Below are 21,886 nucleotides of genomic sequence, written 5' to 3' on the forward strand. Positions count from 1 at the left end.
TTCCTTGGGGTGCGGAGGCCGGTCAGAGCATGCAGGAGACGCACTCGGTCATGTCGGTGCCCTCGAGCGCCAGCTGACGCAGGCGGATGTAGTAGATCGTCTTGATGCCCTTGCGCCACGCGTAGATCTGCGCCTTGTTGATGTCACGCGTGGTGGCGGTGTCCTTGAAGAACAGCGTCAGCGACAGGCCCTGGTCGACGTGCTGCGTGGCCGCGGCGTACGTGTCGATGACCTTCTCGTAGCCGATCTCGTACGCGTCCTGGTAGTACTCCAGGTTGTCGTTCGTCATGAACGCCGCCGGGTAGTACACGCGACCGAGCTTGCCCTCCTTGCGGATCTCGATCTTCGACGCGATCGGGTGGATCGACGACGTGGAGTTGTTGATGTAGGAGATCGAGCCCGTGGGCGGCACGGCCTGCAGGTTCTGGTTGTAGATACCGTGCTCCTGGATCGACGCCTTCAGCGCGGCCCAGTCCTCCTGCGTCGGGATGTGCTTGCCGGCGAAGAGCTCCTTCACCTTCTCGGTCTCGGGGACCCAGGCGCGCTCGATGTACTTGTCGAAGAACTCCCCCGATGCGTAGGTCGAGTCCTCGAACCCATCGAACGTGGTGCCGCGCTCGATGGCGAGGTTGTTCGACGCGCGCAGCGCGTGGAACAGCACCGTGTAGAAGTAGATGTTCGTGAAGTCGATGCCCTCCTCCGAACCGTAGAACACGTGCTCGCGGGCGAGGTACCCGTGCAGGTTCATCTGGCCGAGGCCGATCGCGTGGGAGCGGTCGTTGCCGTCTTCGATCGAGCGCACCGAGCCGATGTGACTCTGGTCGCTGACCGCGGTGAGCGCGCGGATCGCGGTCTCGACCGTCTGGCCGAGGTCGTCGGCGTCCATCGACAGCGCGATGTTCATCGAGCCGAGGTTGCACGAGATGTCCTTGCCGATGCTGTCGTACGACAGGTCGTCGTTGTACGTGGTCGGCGTGTTCACCTGCAGGATCTCGCTGCACAGGTTGGACATGTTGATGCGCCCCTTGATGGGGTTGGCCTTGTTGACCGTGTCCTCGAACATGACGTACGGGTAGCCGGACTCGAACTGGATCTCGGCGACGGTCTGGAAGAACTCGCGGGCGTTGATCTTCGTCTTCTTGATGCGCGGGTCGTCGACCATCTCGCGGTACTTCTCGGTGACCGAGATGTCGCCGAACGGCACGCCGTAGACCTTCTCGACGTCGTACGGCGAGAACAGGTACATGTCCTCGTCGTTCTTGGCGAGCTCGAACGTGATGTCGGGCACGACCACGCCGAGCGACAGCGTCTTGATGCGGATCTTCTCGTCGGCGTTCTCGCGCTTGGTGTCGAGGAACCGCATGATGTCGGGGTGGTGCGCGTTGAGGTACACCGCGCCGGCGCCCTGACGCGCGCCGAGCTGGTTGGCGTAGCTGAAGCTGTCTTCGAGCAGCTTCATGACGGGGATGATACCGGACGACTGGTTCTCGATCTGCTTGATCGGCGCACCGGCCTCGCGGATGTTCGACAGGAGCAGGGCGACGCCGCCGCCGCGCTTCGAGAGCTGCAGCGCGGAGTTGATGCCGCGGGCGATCGACTCCATGTTGTCTTCGATGCGCAGCAGGAAGCAGCTGACGAGTTCGCCGCGCTGCGCCTTGCCCGCGTTGAGGAACGTGGGGGTGGCCGGCTGGAAGCGACCGGAGATGATCTCCTCGACCAGGTTGACCGCGAGCTTCTCGTCGCCGTCGGCCAGGGCGAGGGCCGTCATCACGACGCGGTCCTCGAAGCGCTCCAGGTAGCGCTTGCCGTCGAACGTCTTGAGCGTGTAGCTCGTGTAGTACTTGAACGCGCCGAGGAACGTCTCGAAGCGGAACTTCTTGGAGTAGGCCAGGTCGTTGAGCTTCTGCACGAAGTCGAACGAGTACTTCTCGATGACCGCACCCTCGTAGTACTCCTTCTCCACGAGGTAGTCCAGGCGCTCACGGAGCGAGTGGAAGAAGACGGTGTTCTGGTTCACGTGCTGCAGGAAGTACTCCCGCGCGGCGCGCTTGTCGGCGTCGAACTGGATCTTGCCGTTCGCGTCGTACAGGTTGAGCATCGCGTTGAGGGCGTGATAGTCGAGCCCCTCGTATGCGGGGTTCACCTTGAAGGCCACCGTCTCGGTCACTGAAGTTCCCACCGTCGTTCCAATCCGTCGCTCACGCGATCCACGTCGTCCTGTGTGCCGAAGATCTCGAGCCGATACAAGTGAGGCACGTGGCACTTGCGGCTGATGATGTCGCCGGCGAGGCAGAACGCGTCGCCGAAGTTGGTGTTGCCCGCGGAGATCACTCCGCGGATGTGGCGCCGATTGCGCTCGTCGTTGAGGAACCGGATCACCTGTTTGGGCACCGCGCCCTTCTCGACGCCGCGCCCCGCACCCCCACCGTAGGTGGGGGTGACCAGCACGAAGGGCTCGTCGACGACGAGGTCTTCGTCCGTGCGGTGAAGGGGGATGCGTCGGGCGGGGAACCCGAGTTTCTCGATGAAGCGCGCGGTGTTACCCGACACGCTCGAGAAGTAGACCAGGAGCGGCGCTGCGGTCGCGACGGCGCTCATGGCCGATCACGCCAGGCGGGAGGCGAGCTCGTCGATCTTGTCGGGACGGAAGCCCGACCAGTGGTCCTCGTCGGTGACGACGACCGGCGCCTGCATGTAGCCGAGCGCCTTGACCTGCTCCAGGGCCGTCGGGTCCTCCGACAGGTCGTGGATCTCGTACTCGATGCCCTTGGCGTCGAGGGCGCGGTAGGTGGCGTTGCACTGAACGCAGGAAGGCTTGGTGTAGACCGTGATCGACATCTGATTCCCCTCGAATCTCTGGTTTCTCCGGCAGGCCCCCGCCGGGATCTCAATACTACATATGGGTGCGGACATTCGGAGTGACCACAAGGGGTAGTAGTTACATCCGTGTAGTTTTTCCACCGCTCTCCACTGATACAACACAGGTTCTCCACCGTTTCTTCCACAGGCGGAGGTGCGCTCGCAGCCCTCCCGAACCGCGTGAAATCGCGGCTGGGAAGACGCTGGGAGAGATCCATCCACAGGGGGCACCGTACGCCGGGCCTCGGACATCCGAATGCCTGTGGAATTCGCTCTTCGGCGTGTCGCGGGCGTGTCGCGGCGTGTCGTCCCCGACGCCGTCTCCGCAGCCCCCTCGCGGGCCGGTACCGTTGTCGGGTGGCGGGCTATCGGGATCTCCTTCGCACGCCGGGAGTCGGGCGCATGATCGCCGCCCAGCTCACCGCGCGGTTCCCCAACGGGATGATGTCTTTGGCGATCCTGCTGCACGTCGAACAGCAGACCGGCTCCTACGGATCGGCCGGTCTCGTGCTCGCCGCGACCAGCGTCGGACAGGCCGTCGCCGGGCCGATCACCAGCCGCTGGATGGGCGCGTGGGGCATGCGTCGCGTGCTCACCCTCACCCTGACGGTGTGCGTGCTCGCCGTGCTCGGCCTGGCCGTCCTCCCGCTCTCGGTGCCGGGATACATGGCGCTCGGCATGGTCGCCGGGCTCTCCACCCCTCCCGTGCAGGCCGCTGTGCGCACGATCTACCCCAAGCTCGTCAACGCCGGTCAGCTCACCCCGCTCTTCTCGCTCGACGCCTCGCTGCAGGAGATCATCTGGGTGCTCGCCCCCGTCGTCATCACCCTGGTCTCCACCCAGATCGGCACGACCGAAGGGCTGCTGCTGGTCGCGATCGTGCTCGTGGGCGGCGGCGCGTGGTTCATCCTCTCCCCCGAGGTGGGGCGCGTGCGCATCCCGCGCAGCCGCAACGCGCTCGGCACGGTCGTGCTCAAGCCCCCCGTGCTGCTGGCCACCGTGATCGGCTTCCTCCTGATCGGCGCCTGCTCGGCCGTGGAGGTCGGCGTCGTCGCGACATTCGAGCACGGCAGCCTCGCGGCGGGCCTCATCCTCGCGGTGTTCTCGGCGGGCAGCCTGGCCGGAGGCCTCGCGTTCGGCCACATCCCGATCGGCCCGTGGGCCATGGCCCGACGGCTCCTCATCGTCACGGTCGGGCTCGCGCTCACCATGGTCATGCTCAACGTTTTCTGGCTCGGGGGCACCCTGATCCTGGCGGGCATCGGCATCGCCCCCGCGCTCGCTGTCCTGTTCGCCATCACGACCGCGAGCGTCAAGTTCAGCGAGACAGCGGAGGCCTTCGGCTGGGCGGGAACCGGGCAGCTGATCGGCGCCGCCGCGGGGTCCGCCGTCGCGGGCTTCCTCGTCGACGTCGGCGACTGGCGCGGCGCCTACCTCGCCGCCACGATCTTCGCCGGCGTCGGTCTCCTGGTCTCCATCGTCTTCGTCCGCGCCTTCCCCGACCTGCGTCACCGCGACGCGAGCCCGCATCCCGACACCGAACCCCTGGCGGTCACCCCCTCATGAGCCTCCCCGTCCCCTCCCCCGCGCCCGAGATCGTCTGCGTCGGCGAGTCGATGGCCCTGATCACCCCCATCGGCGCACCGCTCGCGGACGCCGACACCGCGACCCTCACCCATGCCGGCGCGGAGGCCAACGTGGCCGTCGGCGTCGCGGCGGCCGGGCACCGCGCCGCCTGGGCCTCGCGCCTCGGCGACGACCCGCTGGGCGACCGTCTCGCCGGCGAGCTCGAGCGTCGCGGGGTCGAGCTGTGGGTCGAGCGCGACGGGGACGCGCCGACCGGGGTCATGTTCAAGGATCCCGGTGTCGAGTCGTCCGCGGTCTACTACTACCGGCGCGGATCCGCGGCCTCCCGCATGGCCCCCGGCTTCCTCGACGCCGCCCGGCTCGAGGGCGTGCGCATCGTGCACACCACCGGCATCACCCCGGCGCTCTCCGCCACCTGCCTGGCGATGGTCGATGCGCTGTACGCCGACGCCCGCGCCACGGGAGCCACCGTGTCGTTCGACGTGAACGACCGCCGCGCCCTGTGGAGCCCGGAGGACGCGGCCTCGACGCTCGCGCGACTCGCGGACGCCGCCGACATCGCCTTCGTCGGCCGCGACGAGGCGGAGCGCATCTGGGGCACCGCGACACCGGCCGCGATCCGGGCGCACCTCCCCCACTGCGCGCTGCTCGTGGTGAAGGACGGCGACGTGGGCGCGACCGCGTTCACGCACGACGCCGAGCCCGTTTTCGTCCCGGCCCCCACGGTGGACGTGGTCGAGCCGGTGGGAGCCGGCGACGCGTTCGCCTCCGGCTTCCTCGCGGCGACGCTCGAGGGCGAGGACCTCGCCGCACGCCTGGCCGCCGGGCACGCCGCCGCCGCCCGGGTCCTGCGGATCGCGGCCGACCTGCCCCCACTGACCCGCGTCGGCTGAGCCCCGCCGGGCCGACCGGTGCCGCGGCCGCGGTCGTAGGCTGGTGCCATGCCCGCACCCCTCACCCTGCCCCGACGGTCGTGGGGCGATCCCGCAGCCGCGCACCGCATTCTCCTCGTGCACGGACTCGGCTCGTCGGGCGCCCTCATGTGGCGCCTGGGCGATGCGATCGCCGCGACCGGAGCGACCGCGACCGCGGTCGACCTGCGCGGGCACGGTGACGCCCCCCGCTCCCTCGACTACACCGTCGACGCGTACGCCGCCGACCTCGCGGCGACGACACCCGACGACGGAGGACCGTGGGACGCGGTCGTCGGCCACTCGCTCGGCGGCGCGGCCGCGACGGTCGCCGCCGCCGGCTCGCCGGACTGGACGCGACGCCTCGTGCTGATCGACCCCGCCCTCCACGTCGAGGGACGCGACGCGGGCATCGTGCGGCGCAGCCAGGAACGGGCCTTCTCCGACAACCGGATCGAGGTCGTCCGGGAGGAGCACCCGCACTGGCACCCGCAGGATCACGAGCTGAAGATCGACGCCGTGCGGCGCGCGAGCGCCTGGGCCGTGGAGCAGACCAGCGCGCAGAACCAGCCGTGGGACGTACGCGCGCACGCCGCCCGTCTCACCGTCCCCGCCCATGTCATCGGCGCCGATCCCGCCGTGTACAGCATCTTCGCGGGCGACCTCGCCGCCGAGGTGCTCGCCGGCAACCCGCGGATCACGATGTCGGTCGTGGCGGGCGCCGGGCACTCCCTTCATCGCGACCGGCCGGAGGAAGCGATCCGACAGCTCCTGGAGGCACTCGCATGACCGCGTTCGACCCGACCCGCTACCTCCCGGACGACCTCCTCGCGCGCATCCGCGAACGCGCGCCGATCCACGACCGCGAGAACACGTTCCCGCAGCAGGACCTCGACGAGCTCCGCGACGCCGGCTACCTGTCGATCCTGGTCCCGGTCGAGCGCGGCGGCGCCGGACTCGGGCTCGCCGAGGCCGCGATCCTTCAGCAGCGTCTTGCGGGCGCAGCCCCCGCCACAGCCCTCGCGATCAACATGCACCTGGTGTGGACCGGGGTCGCGAAGGTCTTCTCCGACCGGGGTGTTCCCGGGCTCGAGTTCGTGCAGGACGGCGCGGTCGCCGGCGAGGTGTTCGCGTTCGGCATCAGCGAGGGCGGCAACGACCTCGTGCTGTTCGGCAGCGACACGGCCGCGGTGCCCGACGCCGACGGGGGCTACGCGTTCACGGGCACCAAGATCTTCACCTCGCTCGCGCCCATCTGGACCAGGCTCGGACTGCACGGCCTCGACACCACCAGCGCGGACGCCCCGAAGCTCGTGTTCGCGTTCGTCGAGCGGACCGACGCCGTCACCACCTCGGACGACTGGGACACGCTCGGCATGCGCGGCACCCAGAGCAGGACGACGCGGCTCGACCGCGCCGTCGCCGACGCGGCGCACGTGGTCCGGCGGATCGACCAGGGCCCGAGCGCCGACCCCATCGTCTTCGGCATCTTCTCGGTGTTCGAGATCCTGCTGGCCTCGGTGTACACCGGCGTCGCCCGCCGTGCCCTCGAGCTCGCGGTCGCGACCGCGCAGACCCGTCGCTCCAAGAAGAGCGGCGCCACCTACAGCCAGGACCCCGACATCCGTTGGCGCATCGCCGACATGGCGATCGCCTACGACGCGCTGCCGCCCCAGATCGCCGCGCTCGCGCGCGACGTGGACGAGCGCGTCGACCACGGGCCGCGCTGGTTCCCCGCCCTGTCCGGCCTCAAGCACCGTGCCGTGACGATGGCCAAGAGCGTGGTCGACGAGGCGATGCTGGTGGCGGGCGGCGGGTCCTACTTCTCGGGGAACGAGCTCTCCCGGCTGTACCGCGATGTGCTCGCCGGGATGTTCCATCCGTCCGACCCCGAGTCGGCGCACGCGACCGCGGCGAGCGCCTGGCTCGGACCCGTGGAGGCCTGACCGAACGCACGGATCGTGCAGGTCGGCCACTCAGATTCGACGGATCCGGTTGTCCATGACCGCCGCCAGTGCCAGGATCGCAGCATGGCACCGGCGAAGAAGAACTCCGCCCTCGACGCGATCTCCAAGACCATCATCGAGCTGCTGCAGGACGACGGGCGTCGCTCCTACTCCGACATCGGCCGCGTGGTGGGCCTCAGCGAGGCAGCGGTCCGCCAGCGCGTGCAGCGGCTCACCGAGACCGGCGTGATGCAGATCGTCGCGGTCACCGATCCGATGCAGCTCGGCTTCCACCGCCAGGCGATGATCGGCATCCGTGTGGCCGGGGACGCCCGGCACGTGGCGGAGGCGATCGCGGAGATCGACGCCGTCGACTACGTCGTCATCACGGTGGGCTCGTTCGACGTGATCGTCGAGGTCGTGTGCGAAGACGACGACCACCTGCTGGCCCTCGTGAACGACGTGATCCGTCCGATCGACGGCGTGCTGTCGACCGAGACGTTCATCTACGCGAAGCTGCAGAAGCAGCTCTACAACTGGGGGACCCGATGACCTCGCGCTCCGTGCCGTCCGCGTCCGCGCTGCAGTCCATGGCGAAGGATCACCTCTGGATGCACTTCACCCGCCAGTCGACCATGGCGGACTCCGGCGTGCCGATCATCGTCCGGGGCGACGGGCACCGCATCTGGGACGTCGAGGGCCGGGAGTACATCGACGGTCTGGCGGGACTGTTCGTGGTGAACGCGGGACACGGCAGGCGCCGGCTCGCCGAGGCCGCGGCGGCGCAGGCGTCCGAATTGGCGTTCTTCCCGCTGTGGTCGTACGCGCACCCCGCGGCGATCGAGCTCGCGGACCGGCTGGCGGACGAGGCGCCCGGCGACCTCAACCGCGTGTTCTTCTCCACGGGCGGCGGCGAGGCGGTGGAGACGGCCTTCAAGCTCGCGAAGCACTACTGGAAGCTGCAGGGGAAGCCCGCCAAGCACAAGGTGATCTCGCGTGCCGTCGCTTATCACGGCACCCCGCAGGGGGCCCTCGCGATCACGGGGATCCCCGCGATGAAGGCGATGTTCGAGCCGGTCACACCCGGCGGGTTCCGCGTGCCCAACACCAACTTCTATCGTGCGGCCGAGATGGGCGCGCCCGCCGACGACCTCGAGGCGTTCGGGCGCTGGGCCGCCGACCGCATCGAGGAGATGATCCTGTTCGAGGGTGCGGACACCGTCGCGGCCGTGTTCCTCGAGCCGGTGCAGAACTCGGGCGGCTGCTTCCCCCCGCCGCCCGGCTACTTCGCCCGCGTGCGCGAGATCTGCGACCGGCACGACGTCCTGCTGGTGTCAGACGAGGTGATCTGCGCGTTCGGGCGGCTCGGGCACACCTTCGCCTGCACGGGACTGGGGTATGTGCCCGACATGATCACGTGCGCCAAGGGCATGACCAGCGGCTACTCCCCCATCGGCGCCACGATCGTGAGCGACCGCGTGTACGAGCCGTTCGCGCAGGGCGATGTCTCCTTCCCGCACGGCTACACGTTCGGCGGCCACCCCGTGTCGGCCGCGGTGGCCCTGGAGAACCTCGCGATCTTCGACGAGGAAGGGCTCAACGCGCACGTGCGGGAGAACTCGCCGGTGTTCCGCGCGGAGCTGGAGACACTGCTCGACCTCCCGCTCGTGGGAGACGTGCGCGGCGACGGGTACTTCTTCGGCATCGAGCTGGTCAAGGACACCGCCACGCGGGAGACGTTCGACGAGGAGGAGTCGGAGCGGTTGCTGCGCGGCTTCCTCTCGCCCGCACTGTTCGAGGCCGGGCTGTACTGCCGGGCGGATGACCGCGGCGACCCGGTCATCCAGCTCGCCCCGCCGCTGACCGTCGGACCCGCGGAGTTCCGCGAGATCACGCAGATCCTGCGGGACGTGCTCACGCGGGCGCAGGCGGTGCTCTGAGCCACGCCGTGCGGCGTCAGGAACGTTCTCGGGCTCCGCGGGGCCGCGCCAGCAGCGCGATGTGCAGCGCCGCCAGCACCTCGCCGTCGTCGAGGTCGACGGCGAGCAGGTCCGCGATGACGGCGAGGCGCTGGTAGAACACGGAGCGGGACAGGTGGCTCGCCGTCGCGGCCGCCGACCGGTTCCCCGGGTGGGCGACGAGCGCGGCGAGCACGTCGAGCAGATCCCCGCGGCGCTCCCGGTCGTGGCGGATCAGCGGCGCGAGCATGCGTTCGCCGTGCTCTTGCAGTCGGCGGTCATCGCCGAGCGCCGCCACCAGCTGCGCCAGCGGACGGTCGGCCACGCGGCGCACGGTGTCGGCGGCGTCCTCCGGGGCCCGGGCGGCGAGTTCCAGTGCAGCCCTGGTGGACGCGAGCAGGCCGGGCACATCGTCGGCCGGCTGACCGATGACGACCGCGACCGCGGGGCCGGCGATGCGGCGCGCGGCGGCGTCGCTCAGACCTCCGGCTGGCGGGACGACGAGCAGCACGACCGTGTCGTCGCGTCGGGCGGCGAGCGCGGCCACCCCTTCCGCGGTCGCGCGGGCTCGGATACGCTCCGCCGCCTCGGTCGTGCGCACGACCACGCCGCACGCCGGACGCCCGCCCACGTCGAGCCCCAGTCGGGCGAGCCGTGCCGCGACATCGTCGACGCGCGCGAACCGCGACCCCAGCAGGTCGTCGATCAGCGTGCGATGCGCGAGCACCGTCCACTCCGCCGCTCCGTCGGCGAGGCATCCGAACGCGAGCGCGGTGGCCCCCAGCTCCAGGACCGTGAGCCGACCGGCCGGGTGCGGGGGCCCCACGAGTGCCGTGAGCGACCCCCAGCGCACACCCCTCGCCTGCACGGGTACCCGCTCGGACGCCCCGTCGGCGACCAGCGCGAGCACCTCGGCGACGGGACGGGACAGCGCTTCGGTGGCGATCACCTCTCCCGCCAGGTTCTCCAGCACGACCGGCACGTCGAGCGCGCGGGCCGTCTCGGTCACGATCACGTCCGCCGGGGCTCCCCGCAGGCTGAGGGCCGTGAACAGCTCGTGCAGTCGCTGGCGTTCGCGCAGGGCGGCCGTCTGCGCGTCGATCAGTGCGCGGTGCACGGCCTCCGTCACGGTGACGAACTTGACCTCTCCAGCCAGCGCGACCAGGGCGAGCGACGCCTCCGCGCACGCCTCGACCACGGCGTCCGGCACGCGCGGCATCCGGTCGCCGAGCTCCACCACGACCCCGGAGACGCCGACCGCGGCCAGCTCGCGCACGAGCGCGCGCAGCGAGCGGGCGTCGCGCGGCCAGGCGGCCGCCGTGGTCAGCAGCAGCTCTCCCCCGTCGAGCAACCGCGCGACCCCGGCACTGTCGGACGCGTGCACCCAGCGCACGCCCGCGTCCAGCGCCGCCCCGCCCACGAGCACGCGCGGCGCACCGTCCTGCACCACGGGGAGCGCGACCACGTCCGCCACGCGCAGCAGCGGCGATCCGTGTCGCTCCGGACGATCTGTCTCGGACGGGGAGAACTCCCGACGTTCTGACACTCCGCATCTCCTGCCGGCTCTGTGACCATGGACTCGCACCCAGCGTAGCGAGCGCCGGTCAGAGTGTCCGGTCACGCGCATCACCCAGCGGAGGAACCGTGGACATCGTCCGACACATCATCGACGGCAGCGAGACCGCGGCGGCACGCCGCACCGCCCCCGTGTACGACCCCGCGACGGGCCGGATCACGAAGCAGGTGGCGCTCGCCGACGCCACGGAGGTCGAGGCCGCCGTCACCGCCGCGGCAGCGGCGCTCCCCGCGTGGCGGGCCACCAGCCTGATCAAGCGCGCCGACGTGTTCTTCCGGTTGCGGCAGCTGCTCGCCGACCGCACGTCCGAGCTCGCGGCGATCGTGACATCCGAGCACGGCAAGGTGCTCTCCGATGCGGCGGGCGAGGTGTCGCGCGGCATCGAGAACGTCGAGTTCGCCGCCGGGCTCGTGCACCTGCTCAAGGGCCAGCGCAGCGAACAGGTCGCCCGCGGCGTGGACGTGCACTCCGTCAAGCAGCCGGTCGGTGTCGTGGCGGCCATCACCCCGTTCAACTTCCCGGTCATGGTGCCGCTGTGGATGGTCGCGTCCGCGATCGCGTGCGGCAACACGGTCGTGCTCAAGCCCAGCGAGAAGGACCCCTCCGCCGCGGTCTGGCTCGCGAAGCTGTTCCGGGAGGCCGGGCTCCCCGACGGCGTGCTCAACGTCGTGCACGGCGACCGGGAGGCCGTCGAGACCCTGCTCGACTCGCCCCGCGTGGATGCGGTGAGCTTCGTCGGCTCGACACCCATCGCGCGCTCGATCTACCGGCGGGCGTCGGCCGCGGGCAAGCGGGTGCAGGCGCTCGGCGGCGCGAAGAACCACATGGTCGTGATGCCCGATGCCGACCTCGACGCCGCGGCCGACGCGGCCGTGTCCGCCGCCTACGGCTCCGCGGGTGAACGCTGCATGGCGGTGTCGGTGCTGGTCGCGGTCGGCGACGTGGCCGACGACCTGGTGGCCGCGGTCGCCGCACGCATCGGCGGACTCCGGATCGGCCCCGGCACCGACGCCGCGAGCGACATGGGGCCGCTCATCACGCGCGAGCACCGTGACGCGGTCGCCTCGTACGTGCACGGCGCACCGGCGGAGGGCGCGACGGTCGTCGTCGACGGCACGCGGCAGGAGTTCGACTCCGACGGGTTCTTCCTCGGCGTGAGCCTGCTCGACCATGTGCGTCCCGGCATGGCCGCGTACGACCAGGAGATCTTCGGCCCGGTGCTGTCGGTCGTCCGTGTGGACACCTACGCCGACGCGGTCGCCCTCGTGAACGCCAACGCCTACGGCAACGGCACCGCGATCTTCACGCGCGACGGCGGCACCGCCCGCCAGTACGAGTTCGACGTCGAGGTCGGCATGGTGGGGGTGAACGTGCCGATCCCTGTACCGATCGGCGCGTACTCGTTCGGCGGATGGAAGGACTCGCTGTTCGGCGACTCCCACATCTACGGTCCCGAGTCCATCCACTTCTACACCCGCTCGAAGGTCGTCACGACTCGCTGGCCCGACCACACCCCCTCCCAGATCGACCTGGGCTTTCCGAGCAACCACTGACCACCGCGACCGGAGGGCACGACTCATGACCACCTACACCGATCGGCACGGCGCCACCCTTCCCCTGCCCGATGCGGCGGCCGACGCGCGCGTGCGTTCCGACGACCGCTCGCACGTCTTCCACTCCTGGAGCGCGCAGGCGGCGATCGATCCGCTGCCCGTCGCCGCGGGGCACGGCTCCACGTTCTGGGACTACGACGGCAACGCCTACCTCGACTTCTCCAGCCAGCTGGTCAATCTGAACCTCGGTCACCAGCACCCCGACCTCGTGGCCGCCATCCAACAGCAGGCGGGGCGGCTCTCGACCATCCAGCCGGCCATGGCCAACGACGTCCGCGGCGAGCTCGCCCGGCTGATCTCCGAGGTGGCGCCCGACGGCTTCGAGAAGGTGTTCTTCACCAACGGCGGCGCCGAGGCGAACGAGTACGCGGTGCGCATGGCACGCCAGTCCACCGGGCGCCGCAAGGTGCTGTCGATGTACCGCAGCTACCACGGCTCCACCTCGACCGCGATCTCGCTCACGGGCGACCCCCGCCGCTGGGCGAACGACACCGCCGACGCGGGAGCCGTGCGCTTCTTCGGCCCGTACCTGTACCGCTCCCCGTTCCACGCCGAGACGCCGGAGCAGGAGGCCGAGCGCGCCCTCGCCCACCTGGAGCAGACCATCCAGCTCGAGGGACCGCAGACGATCGCGGCGATCATCATCGAGACGGTCGTCGGCACGAACGGCGTGCTGGTGCCGCCGCCCGGCTACCTCCCGGGGGTGCGCGAGCTGTGCGACCGCTACGGCATCGTCTACATCGCCGACGAGGTGATGGTGGGGTTCGGACGCCTGGGCGAGTGGTTCGGCATCGACGCGTTCGGCGCGCAGCCCGACCTCCTCACCTTCGCGAAGGGCGTGAACTCGGGCTACGTGCCCCTCGGCGGTGTCGTGATCTCCGACCGCATCGCCCGCGCGTTCGACACGATGCCGTTCGCGGGCGGGCTCACGTACTCCGGGCATCCGCTGGCGTGCGCGGCCGGCGTCGCGACGTTCGAGGTGTTCCGCCGGGACGGGATCCTGGAGCGCGTCCGCGACCTCGGCGAGCGCGTCGTCGAGCCGACCCTGCGCTCCTGGGTCGAACGGCACCCGTCCGTGGGCGAGGTGCGGGGGCGCGGGCTGTTCTGGGCGGTCGAGCTCGTGCGGGATGCGGAGACCAGGGAGCCGTTGGTGCCGTTCAACGCCGCGGGGGCCGACGCTGCGCCCATGGTCGCGTTCGCCGCGGCCGCTCGACGCGCAGGGGTCTGGCCGTTCACGCACTTCAACCGCGTGCACATCGCGCCGCCGCTGGTGATCGAGGAGGAGGAGCTGCGGCGGGGGCTGCGAGTGATCGACGAGGCGCTGGCCGTGGCGGACGAGGTGGCCGCCGGCTGAGGAGCCGGGCGGCCGGCGGGGCTACTTGGAGTCGAAGTCGAACGCCTTGAGCAGTTCCAGGACGGCCTTGTCGCGCTCCTCGCCGCCCTCCTCGAACATGTGGGTCACGTGCGTGCGCAGGTGGTTCTCGAGCAGCAAGCGGTTGAGAGACTCGAGGGAGCGCTGGATCGCCCGGGACTGCGTGATGATGTCCATGCAGTACTCCTCGTTCTCGATCATCCGCGCGACGCCGCGCATCTGACCCTCGAGGATGCTCGTGCGATGCAGGGCGCGCTTCTTGATGTCTTCGATCACGTATCGAGGGTACTCGCCCCGTGAAAGGATGACGTCATGCCGCGAACACCCACGACGCTGCTCTCCCTCGCCGATCAGGAACGGCGGCGAGCGCTGCGGCGGATGAAGGCCGTCGCCCTCGGCGCCCTGCTGTTCATGGCCCTCGCGTTCGTGATCGCCTTCGCGTTCCAGGAACGCGTCGGCTGGCTCTCCTACGTGCGCGCGGCGGCCGAGGGTGGCATGGTCGGTGCTCTCGCGGACTGGTTCGCGGTCACGGCGCTGTTCCGTCGCCCCCTGGGGCTGCCCATCCCGCACACGGCGATCATCCCGAACCGCAAGGACGAGATCGGCCGTACGCTCGGCGAGTTCGTGGAGACGAACTTCCTGGCCGCCGACGTGGTGCGCACGAAGCTGTCGACCACCGCGATCGCGCGCCGCGCCGGCGAGTGGCTGCGGGAGGAGCCCCATGCGGAACGCGTCGCCGCGGAGGGCGCGACGATCGCGACGGCGGTGCTCAACGCCCTGAGCGACGACGACGTCCGTGACCTGCTCACGGATCTCGCCCGTGAGCACCTCGTGGCGCCGGAGTGGGGTCCGCCCGCCGGTGCCTGGCTGGAGAAGATCGTCGAGTCCGAGGCGCACCACGGCGCCGTCGACCTGGCGGCCGACAGCATCGAGCGCTGGCTGGAGGCCAACGCCACCTCGTTCACCGGGCTCGTGTCGCGACGCCTCCCCGGCTGGGTTCCGAAGCTCGCGCATCGGTTCGTCGACGACACGGTGTACAACGAGGCCCTCAAGTTCGTGCGCGCCGTGCAGGCCGATCCGCACCACCCGGCACGCCTGGCCGTCGACGGCTATCTGGCCCGGCTGGCCGACGCCCTGCAGAACGACCCGGCGACCCGCGCGAAGCTCGAGAGCGCGAAGGCGTCGCTGTTCGACAGCCCCCGGGTGGGAGCGCTGGCCGCCGAGGCCTGGAACACCGCGAAGAACGGACTGCTCACCTCGCTCGCCGATCCGGAGAGCGGACTGCGGAGCCGGGCGGTGCAGGCGCTGCAGGAGGTGGGCGAGCGCCTCACCACGGACGCCGCCCTGCAGCGTCGCGTCGACACCTGGGTGTCCGACGCCGCGGTCTTCCTGGTCGAGCGCTACCGTCATGACATCGCCTCGATCATCACCGACACCGTGGAGCGCTGGGACCCCGCCGAGACCACCGAGAAGATCGAGCTGATGGTGGGCAGGGACCTGCAGTACATCCGCCTGAACGGCACCGTGGTGGGCGCGCTCGCGGGCCTGGCGATCTTCACGCTCGCGCACGCCCTGATCCCGGGAGTCTGACATGGCACTGTCCCACGACCCGCTCTGGCCCCGTGCCGGATCCTGGCCCGCGTTCGATGCCGCGGCCGACGCCGTGCTGCTGGGCGTGCCGACCTGGCGCACCTCGCTGTCGCCCACCGGAGCGCACGCCACGCCCGCCGCGATCCGCGAGGCCCTTCCCCGCTACGGCACCGCGCTGATGGGTCCGCCGCCCCGCGACCTGAACGAGCTACTGCGCATCACCGACGCCGGTGACATCGCCGAACCGGACGGGCCCGAGGGCGAGTCGGAGGTGATCGACCGCGTGCGAGAGCTCTCGGAGGCGGCGGAGCTCGTGGTCGCCCTCGGCGGAGACAACTCCCTCACGTACCCGGTCGCTCTCGGTGCGCGGGCCACGGGGCTCATCACGTTCGACGCGCACTTCGACCTCCGCGACGGCGTGTCCAACGGCAGCCCGGTGCGGCGCCTGGTCGAGGACACCCCGGTGGCGTCGCTCCTGCCGACGACGCGGCTCGACCCCACCAGGGTCGTGCAGATCGGGATCGCGGACTTCGCGAACTCGGTCGCCTACGCCCGGCGCGCCTCGGAGTGGGGCATCCGGGTGATCACGCTCGACGAACTGCGGCGGCGGGGTGCCGCCGACGTGGTGACCGAGGCGCTGGAGGTCGCGGGGGCGGGCGCCGACCCGCGCGTGCACCTCGACATCGACGTGGACGTGTGCGACCGCGCCGTCGCTCCCGGCTGTCCGGCGAGCGTCCCCGGTGGGCTGCAGGCGTGGGAGCTCCGCGCCCTCACGCGTGCCGTGGGGTCGGATCCCCGCGTCGTGAGCGCCGACGTCGCCGAGGTCGACGCGACCGCCGATGCCGCCGACGCGCGGACGGTGCGACTCGCTGCCCTGTGCGTGCTGGAGCTGCTGACCGGGCTCGCGCTCCGGCGATGAGGATCGTGCCGGCGAGGCCGGCGAGGGTGTCCGCGGCGGACGCTGTCCGCTCCTGAGCCGGAGCGCGGGCGGTCAGCCGACCTCGACGCCGTCCTTCCACACCCGGTGCACGAGCGGAACGCCGGGGCGGTAGGCCAGGTGCACGCGGCTCGGCGCCTCCAGCAGCACCAGGTCCGCGCGTGCACCCGGTGCGAGCGTGCCGATGTCGTCTCTGCGCAGGGCGCGGGCGCCGCCGGCCGTGGCCGCCCACACCGCTTCCGCCGGGGTCATGCCCATATCGCGCACGGCCACGGCGATGCAGAACGGCATCGACGAGGTGAAGCTCGACCCCGGGTTGGTGTCGCACGCGAGCGCCACGGTCACCCCCGCATCGAGCAGTCGTCGCGCGTCCGGGTACGGCTGACGCGTAGAGAACTCCACCCCGGGCAGCAGGGTGAGCACGGTGTCGGATCCGGCGAGCGCCGCCACGTCCGCATCGGTCAGGTAGGTGCCGTGGTCGATCGACGCGGCGCCGAGCTCGACCGCGAGCTGGACCCCCGCGCCGGGGCCGAGCTGGCTGGCGTGCACCCGCGCGCCCAGTCCCCGGGCGATGCCGGCTTCCAGCACGCGCCGCGACTGCGCGGTGGTGAAGGCGCCGGTCTCGCAGAACACGTCGATCCACCGGGAGTGCGGCGCACAGGCGTCGAGCATGGGACCCACCACCAGGTCCACGTACTCGTCGGCGCGATCCGCGTACTCCGGTGGCACGACGTGCGCTCCGAGGAACGTGACCTCGGGCGTGATCTCGGCGGCGAGCCGCACGAGCCGTTCCTCGTCCTCGACGCTCAGCCCATACCCGCTCTTGATCTCGACGGTCGTGGTGCCCTGCGCGAGCATCTCGTCGCGGAACCGCCGCAGCCGCAGCCGCAGCTCGGCGTCCGTCGCGGCCCTGGTCGCGGCCACGGTGGAGCGGATGCCTCCGGCGGTGTACGGGCGCCCCGCCATGCGGGCCTCGAACTCGGCGGCGCGGTCGCCCGCGAACACGAGGTGGCTGTGGCTGTCGACGAACCCGGGGATCACGGCACGTCCGGCAGCGTCCACGACCTCGAGGTCTGCCAGCCCGGCGGTGCGCGCCGCGGCATCGCCAGCGGGGCCCGTCCAGACGACACGCCCCTCGTCGAGGAGCACGGCTGCGTCGACGGCGGTACCGCAGGGATCGCGGTCGCTCACGACGTTCGTGGTGAGTTCGCCGATGCGGGTGATGAGCGTGGGCATGCGGTCTCCTGGGTCCGGGCGGGTCAGAGCATCGGGATCGTCAGGCCGCGCTCGCGCGCCACCTCGCGGGCGTGATCGTACCCGGCGTCCACGTGCCGCATCACACCCGTCCCCGGGTCGTTCGTCAGCACTCGCGCGAGCTTCTCGGCCGCGAGGTCCGTGCCGTCCGCGACGGTCACCTGGCCCGCGTGGATCGAGCGCCCGATGCCGACGCCGCCGCCGTGGTGGAGCGACACCCAGGAGGCGCCCGAGGCCGTGTTGAGCAGCGCGTTGAGCAGCGGCCAGTCGGCGATCGCGTCTGAGCCGTCCTTCATCGCCTCGGTCTCGCGGTACGGCGACGCCACCGACCCGGCGTCGAGGTGATCACGACCGATCACGATCGGCGCGGAGAGCTCCCCCGAGGCCACCATCTCGTTGAACTTCAGCCCGGCGAGGTGCCGTTCCTGGTAGCCGAGCCAGCAGATGCGTGCCGGGAGGCCCTCGAACTGCACGGAGGACCCGGCCTTGTCCAGCCAGCGACGGAGGGCGGTGTCCTGCGGGAACAGCTCGGCGATCGCGCGGTCGGTCTTCGCGATGTCGGCGGGGTCGCCGGAGAGCGCAACCCAGCGGAAGGGCCCTCGACCCTCCTCGAACTGGGGACGGATGTAGGCGGGTACGAAGCCGGGGAACACGAACGCGCGGTCGAAACCGCCGAGCTCGGCTTCCGCGCGGAGGGAGTTGCCGTAGTCGAACACGGCCGCCCCGTCGTCGAGGAACCCGACCATCGCCTCGACGTGCGCCGCCATCGACGCCCGCGACCGTCGGGTGAACTCCTCCGGGTCCCGCGCGGCTTCTGCTCGCCAGTCCGCCACGGATACGCCGACGGGCAGGTAGGCGAGCGGGTCATGCGCGCTGGTCTGATCCGTCACGATGTCGATGGGCACTCCGCGGCGCCGCAGCTCGGGGAAGATCTCGGCGGCGTTGCCGACCACGCCCACGGAGCGCGCCTGTCCTGCGTCCTTCGCGGCGACCGCTCGGGCGACGGCGGCGTCGAGGTCGTGCGTGTACTCGTCGAGGTAGCCGTGTTCGACGCGACGCGCGAGCCGGGTCTCGTCCACGTCGACGATCAGCACGGCCCCCTCGTTCAGCGTCACGGCGAGGGGCTGCGCGCCCCCCATGCCCCCGGCGCCGGCGGTCAGCGTGAGAGTGCCGCGCAACGAATCGCGTCCGAGCGAGCGGGCGACGGCCGCGAACGTCTCATACGTCCCCTGCAGGATCCCCTGCGTGCCGATGTAGATCCACGACCCCGCGGTCATCTGCCCGTACATGGTGAGCCCGAGCTCCTCCAGCCGACGGAACTCGGGCCACGTGGCCCAGTCGCCCACGAGGTTCGAGTTCGCGATGAGCACGCGGGGCGCCCACTCGTGCGTGCGGAACACGCCGACCGGCTTGCCCGACTGCACGAGCAGGGTCTCGTCGGGCTCGATCTCGTCGAGCGTGCGGACGATCGCCTCGTATGCGGCCCAGCTGCGCGCCGCGCGGCCCGTCCCGCCGTAGACCACGAGCTCTTCGGGGTGCTCGGCGACCTCGGGGTCGAGGTTGTTCATGAGCATGCGCTTGGCGGCTTCCGCGCCCCAGCTCTTGGCGGTGCGGGTGTTCCCTCGCGGTGCGCGGACGGTGCGGCTCTTTGGTTCGACGGTGTCACTCATGCATGTGCTCCTTTGCGATGCGGGCGACCTGGCCCGACTGGACGAGTGCGGTCACGGCTTCCATGTCCGGCGAGAGGTAGTGGTCGGGGCCCGGACCGGCGGCGACGGTCCGCACGAGGTCGCGGATGGCGCCGGTCGCGGCTCCGGCCTCGAGGGGCGCGCGCAGATCGAGGGCTCGCGCAGCCGTGAGGATCTCGATCGCGAGCACGCGCGACAGTCCATCGATCGCACGGCGCAGCTTGCGGGCGGCCGCCCAGCCCATCGAGACATGGTCCTCCTGCATCGCCGACGACGGGATCGAGTCGACCGAGGCGGGCACGGCCAGGCGCTTGAGCTCGGAGACGATGCCCGCCGCGGCGTACTGGGCGATCATGAGGCCCGAGTCCACGCCCACCTCCGCGGCCAGGAAGGGCGGCAGTCCGTGGCTGCGCGCGGGGTCGAGCGCGCGGTCGGTGCGGCGCTCCGACACCGAGGCGACGTCGGCGACCGAGATGGCCAGGAAGTCCAGCACGGCGGCGACGGGTGCGCCGTGGAAGTTGCCATTGGACTCGATGCGGCCGTCGAGGGTGATGACCGGGTTGTCGATCACGCTGGAGAGCTCACGCAGCGCGATCGTCTCGGCGTGCGCGACCGTGTCCCGGGCGGCCCCGTGCACCTGCGGAGAGCACCGGAGGGAGTAGGCGTCCTGCACACGTCCATCCTCCGGCCCCTTGTGGCTGGCCACCATGGGCGAGTCGGCGAGCAGCGCGCGAAGGTGTGCCGCCGAGATCGACTGTCCCGCCTGCGGGCGCAGCGCCATCAGGTCCGCAGCGAAGACGGCGTCGGTACCGAGCTGCGATTCGATCGACATCGCCGCGGCCACGTCCGCCGTGAGAAGAAGTGTGTCGAGGTCGTGCAGGGCCAGCGCCAGCATGCCGAGCATGCCGTCCGTGCCGTTGATCAGCGCGAGGCCTTCCTTCTCGACCAGTGTCAGCGGAGCGATCGCCGCGGCAGCCAGGGCGTCGGCGGCGGGGAGGAGAGTCCCCTGCGCGTCGCGCACGTCCCCCTCCCCCATGGTCGCGAGCGCGATGTGGGCGAGGGGCGCCAGATCGCCGGAGCAGCCGAGGGAGCCGTACTCGCGCACGACCGGTGTGATGCCGGCGTTGAGGAGCGCCGCGTACGTCTCCACCACCGCGGGCCGCACCCCGGTGCGACCGGAGGCGAGGGTCTGCAGGCGCAGCAGCTGCAGTCCGCGGACCACCTCGCGCTCGACCTCCGGACCGGTACCGGCGGCGTGCGAGCGGATCAGACTCGCCTGCAGCTGCAGACGACGCTCGGGCGCGATGAACGTCGTGGCCAGCGCGCCGAAGCCGGTCGACACTCCGTAGTGCGGGTGCGGATCCGACGCGAGCCCGTCGATCACACGACGGGTCTCGGCCACCCGCTCCAGGGCCTCGGCGGGAACGACGACGGGTGCTCCGTGACGAGCCACGCGGACGACATCCGCGAGAGACACGGGACCGCGACCGACGACGACGGGGGTGGAAGAGCTCATGGATCCGATTCCACACCCGACGGCCCCGTCGCGCGGTGTCTTCGTGAGATCCTGTGTCTGTGATCCCAGACAGCAGCGAGCGCGCCGTGGCCGGTACGAGCGTGCCGGCCGCCGATCAGACGCTGCGGATCCTGAGCCACCTGGCCACCCGTCCGGCGCCGGTCGCGGCGTCGGCGATCGCGCGGGAGCTCGGGCTTCCGCGGTCCAGCGTCTATCACCTGCTGAACACGCTGGCCGCCCGCGGCTTCGTGATCCACCTTCGCGACGACCAGCGGTGGGCGCTCGGCACCGCCGCGTTCGAGCTCGCGGGCGGGTATGCCCGACAACAACCGCTCGCCCGTCTCGGCCGGCCGATCGTCGCGGCGCTCTCCGACCGCCTGGGAGAGAGTGCGCACCTCGCCGTGATGAGCGGCAGTGACGTGCTGTACATCGTGGAAGAACGTGCGGCCCGGCGCCCGACCCTGGTCACCGATGTCGGCGTGCGCCTCCCCGCTCATCTCACGGCGACGGGCCGTGCCATGCTCGCCGCGCTGCCCCGTGAACAGATCAGGGCGCTGTATCCCGGGCCCTCGGCGTTCCCGGACCGGACGGGTCGCGGTCCTCGTCGGCCGTCGGAGCTGCGCGAGCTGCTGCGGCAGGTGAGGGAGCGCGGGTACGCCACGGAGGACGGCGAGGTCGCGGACGGCCTGCGGTCCGTCGGTGCCGTCGTCGCGGATCGCACAGGATGGCCTGTCGCTGCGGTGGCGGTCACCTGGGCCGGCGACACCCGAGACGCACCGCAAGACGGCCGCGACGCAGCACTGGCCACGGAGGTCCGCGAGGCTGCAGCGCTTCTCGAGGCCCGCACGACGCGTTGAGGCCGTGCCCTGCGCGCGCAGGTTCGGCGGCGCGGCCCGTTAACGCAAGGCGGCGCGGCCCGTCAACGCAAGAAGGCCACCCAGCATTGGGTGGCCTTCTTGACTAAAAGGAGTCCGGCGGTGTCCTACTCTCCCACAGGGTCCCCCCTGCAGTACCATCGGCGCTGTGAGGCTTAGCTTCCGGGTTCGGAATGTGACCGGGCGTTTCCCTCACGCTATGGC

At 71.0% G+C, this 21,886-nt stretch carries 19 protein-coding genes and 1 rRNA gene; 11 read left to right on the plus strand and 9 right to left on the minus strand.

Going from position 1 to position 21,886, the window contains the following annotated elements; genetic code table 11:
* Positions 1-22 precede the first annotated feature (22 nt).
* From nrdE to nrdH, 3 genes are read right to left on the minus strand one after another with little or no spacing between them, the layout of a single operon-like run.
* Positions 23-2,167 carry a class 1b ribonucleoside-diphosphate reductase subunit alpha gene (gene nrdE / locus KZC56_RS17145; RefSeq protein ID WP_308194380.1) on the minus strand — a complete coding sequence of 715 codons (2,145 nt, stop codon included), beginning with the start codon at positions 2,165-2,167 and terminating at the stop codon, positions 23-25.
* Entirely contained in the window at positions 2,164-2,598 is a 435-nt protein-coding gene (nrdI, locus tag KZC56_RS17150) for a class Ib ribonucleoside-diphosphate reductase assembly flavoprotein NrdI (RefSeq protein ID WP_136031133.1), read from the minus strand. The genes nrdE and nrdI overlap by 4 nt, the downstream gene beginning before the upstream one ends.
* A 6-nt stretch (positions 2,599-2,604) precedes the next feature.
* A complete protein-coding gene (nrdH, locus tag KZC56_RS17155) occupies positions 2,605-2,838 on the minus strand; it encodes a glutaredoxin-like protein NrdH (RefSeq protein WP_017202656.1) in 234 nt (77 codons plus the stop codon).
* Positions 2,839-3,261: 423 nt separating this feature from the next.
* Between nrdH and KZC56_RS17160 the strand changes: the two genes are divergently transcribed.
* From KZC56_RS17160 to KZC56_RS17185, 6 genes are all read left to right on the plus strand, one after another.
* Positions 3,262-4,425 carry an MFS transporter gene (locus KZC56_RS17160; protein WP_136031136.1) on the plus strand — a complete coding sequence of 388 codons (1,164 nt, stop codon included), beginning with the start codon at positions 3,262-3,264 and terminating at the stop codon, positions 4,423-4,425.
* The gene (locus KZC56_RS17165) at positions 4,422-5,339 is read left to right on the plus strand and encodes a sugar kinase (RefSeq protein WP_247639100.1); all 918 of its coding nucleotides are present in this window, start codon (positions 4,422-4,424) and stop codon (positions 5,337-5,339) included. Before KZC56_RS17160 ends, KZC56_RS17165 begins: the two co-directional genes overlap by 4 nt.
* Before the next feature lie 48 nt (positions 5,340-5,387).
* Positions 5,388-6,146, plus strand: a complete 759-nt coding sequence (locus tag KZC56_RS17170) for an alpha/beta fold hydrolase (RefSeq protein WP_247639101.1) — start codon at positions 5,388-5,390, stop codon at positions 6,144-6,146.
* Positions 6,143-7,303, plus strand: a complete 1,161-nt coding sequence (locus KZC56_RS17175; protein WP_247639102.1) for an acyl-CoA dehydrogenase family protein — start codon at positions 6,143-6,145, stop codon at positions 7,301-7,303. Before KZC56_RS17170 ends, KZC56_RS17175 begins: the two co-directional genes overlap by 4 nt.
* 84 nt (positions 7,304-7,387) lie before the next feature.
* Complete coding sequence (locus KZC56_RS17180) at positions 7,388-7,855, plus strand: Lrp/AsnC family transcriptional regulator (RefSeq protein ID WP_136031144.1); 468 nt, start codon at positions 7,388-7,390, stop codon at positions 7,853-7,855.
* Entirely contained in the window at positions 7,852-9,243 is a 1,392-nt protein-coding gene (locus KZC56_RS17185) for an aspartate aminotransferase family protein (RefSeq protein ID WP_136031146.1), read from the plus strand. Before KZC56_RS17180 ends, KZC56_RS17185 begins: the two co-directional genes overlap by 4 nt.
* A 16-nt stretch (positions 9,244-9,259) precedes the next feature.
* On the opposite strand, the gene KZC56_RS17190 is transcribed toward KZC56_RS17185, so the two are convergent.
* On the minus strand, positions 9,260-10,807 hold the full coding sequence (locus KZC56_RS17190) for a PucR family transcriptional regulator (RefSeq protein WP_247639103.1): 1,548 nt from the start codon (positions 10,805-10,807) through the stop codon (positions 9,260-9,262).
* 98 nt (positions 10,808-10,905) lie between these two features.
* Here KZC56_RS17190 and KZC56_RS17195 point away from each other — a divergent pair, with 98 nt between their 5' ends.
* On the plus strand, positions 10,906-12,390 hold the full coding sequence (locus KZC56_RS17195) for a CoA-acylating methylmalonate-semialdehyde dehydrogenase (protein WP_247639104.1): 1,485 nt from the start codon (positions 10,906-10,908) through the stop codon (positions 12,388-12,390).
* Between the two features lie 25 nt (positions 12,391-12,415).
* Positions 12,416-13,804 (plus strand): aspartate aminotransferase family protein, encoded by a 1,389-nt coding sequence (locus KZC56_RS17200; RefSeq protein WP_247639105.1) that lies wholly within the window; start codon positions 12,416-12,418, stop codon positions 13,802-13,804.
* A gap of 21 nt (positions 13,805-13,825) precedes the next feature.
* Here the strand turns inward: KZC56_RS17200 and KZC56_RS17205 are convergent, their stop codons facing one another.
* Complete coding sequence (locus tag KZC56_RS17205; protein ID WP_045255889.1) at positions 13,826-14,098, minus strand: metal-sensitive transcriptional regulator; 273 nt, start codon at positions 14,096-14,098, stop codon at positions 13,826-13,828.
* A 36-nt stretch (positions 14,099-14,134) separates the two neighbouring features.
* Between KZC56_RS17205 and KZC56_RS17210 the strand changes: the two genes are divergently transcribed.
* Together KZC56_RS17210 and KZC56_RS17215 are read left to right on the plus strand one after the other, a co-directional pair.
* Entirely contained in the window at positions 14,135-15,412 is a 1,278-nt protein-coding gene (locus KZC56_RS17210) for a DUF445 domain-containing protein (protein ID WP_136031152.1), read from the plus strand.
* 1 nt (position 15,413) lies between these two features.
* Positions 15,414-16,331: an arginase family protein gene (locus KZC56_RS17215; RefSeq protein ID WP_247639106.1), complete on the plus strand. Its 918-nt coding sequence runs from the start codon at positions 15,414-15,416 to the stop codon at positions 16,329-16,331.
* A gap of 72 nt (positions 16,332-16,403) precedes the next feature.
* On the opposite strand, the gene hutI is transcribed toward KZC56_RS17215, so the two are convergent.
* From hutI to hutH, 3 genes are read right to left on the minus strand one after another with little or no spacing between them, the layout of a single operon-like run.
* Positions 16,404-17,585, minus strand: a complete 1,182-nt coding sequence (gene hutI, locus KZC56_RS17220) for an imidazolonepropionase (protein WP_247639107.1) — start codon at positions 17,583-17,585, stop codon at positions 16,404-16,406.
* Positions 17,586-17,608: 23 nt separating this feature from the next.
* On the minus strand, positions 17,609-19,273 hold the full coding sequence (hutU, locus tag KZC56_RS17225) for a urocanate hydratase (protein ID WP_247639108.1): 1,665 nt from the start codon (positions 19,271-19,273) through the stop codon (positions 17,609-17,611).
* Positions 19,266-20,807, minus strand: a complete 1,542-nt coding sequence (gene hutH / locus KZC56_RS17230; protein ID WP_247639109.1) for a histidine ammonia-lyase — start codon at positions 20,805-20,807, stop codon at positions 19,266-19,268. Before hutH ends, hutU begins: the two co-directional genes overlap by 8 nt.
* Positions 20,808-20,860: 53 nt before the next feature.
* Here hutH and KZC56_RS17235 point away from each other — a divergent pair, with 53 nt between their 5' ends.
* Positions 20,861-21,664, plus strand: coding sequence for an IclR family transcriptional regulator (locus KZC56_RS17235; protein WP_247639110.1), 804 nt, complete (start codon positions 20,861-20,863; stop codon positions 21,662-21,664).
* 112 nt (positions 21,665-21,776) lie between these two features.
* Here the strand turns inward: KZC56_RS17235 and rrf are convergent.
* A 5S ribosomal RNA gene (gene rrf / locus KZC56_RS17240) occupies positions 21,777-21,886 on the minus strand; the annotation flags it as partial.

It is taken from the genome of Microbacterium sufflavum (assembly GCF_023091155.1).
GTDB classification, from domain to species: Bacteria; Actinomycetota; Actinomycetes; order Actinomycetales; family Microbacteriaceae; genus Microbacterium; species Microbacterium sufflavum.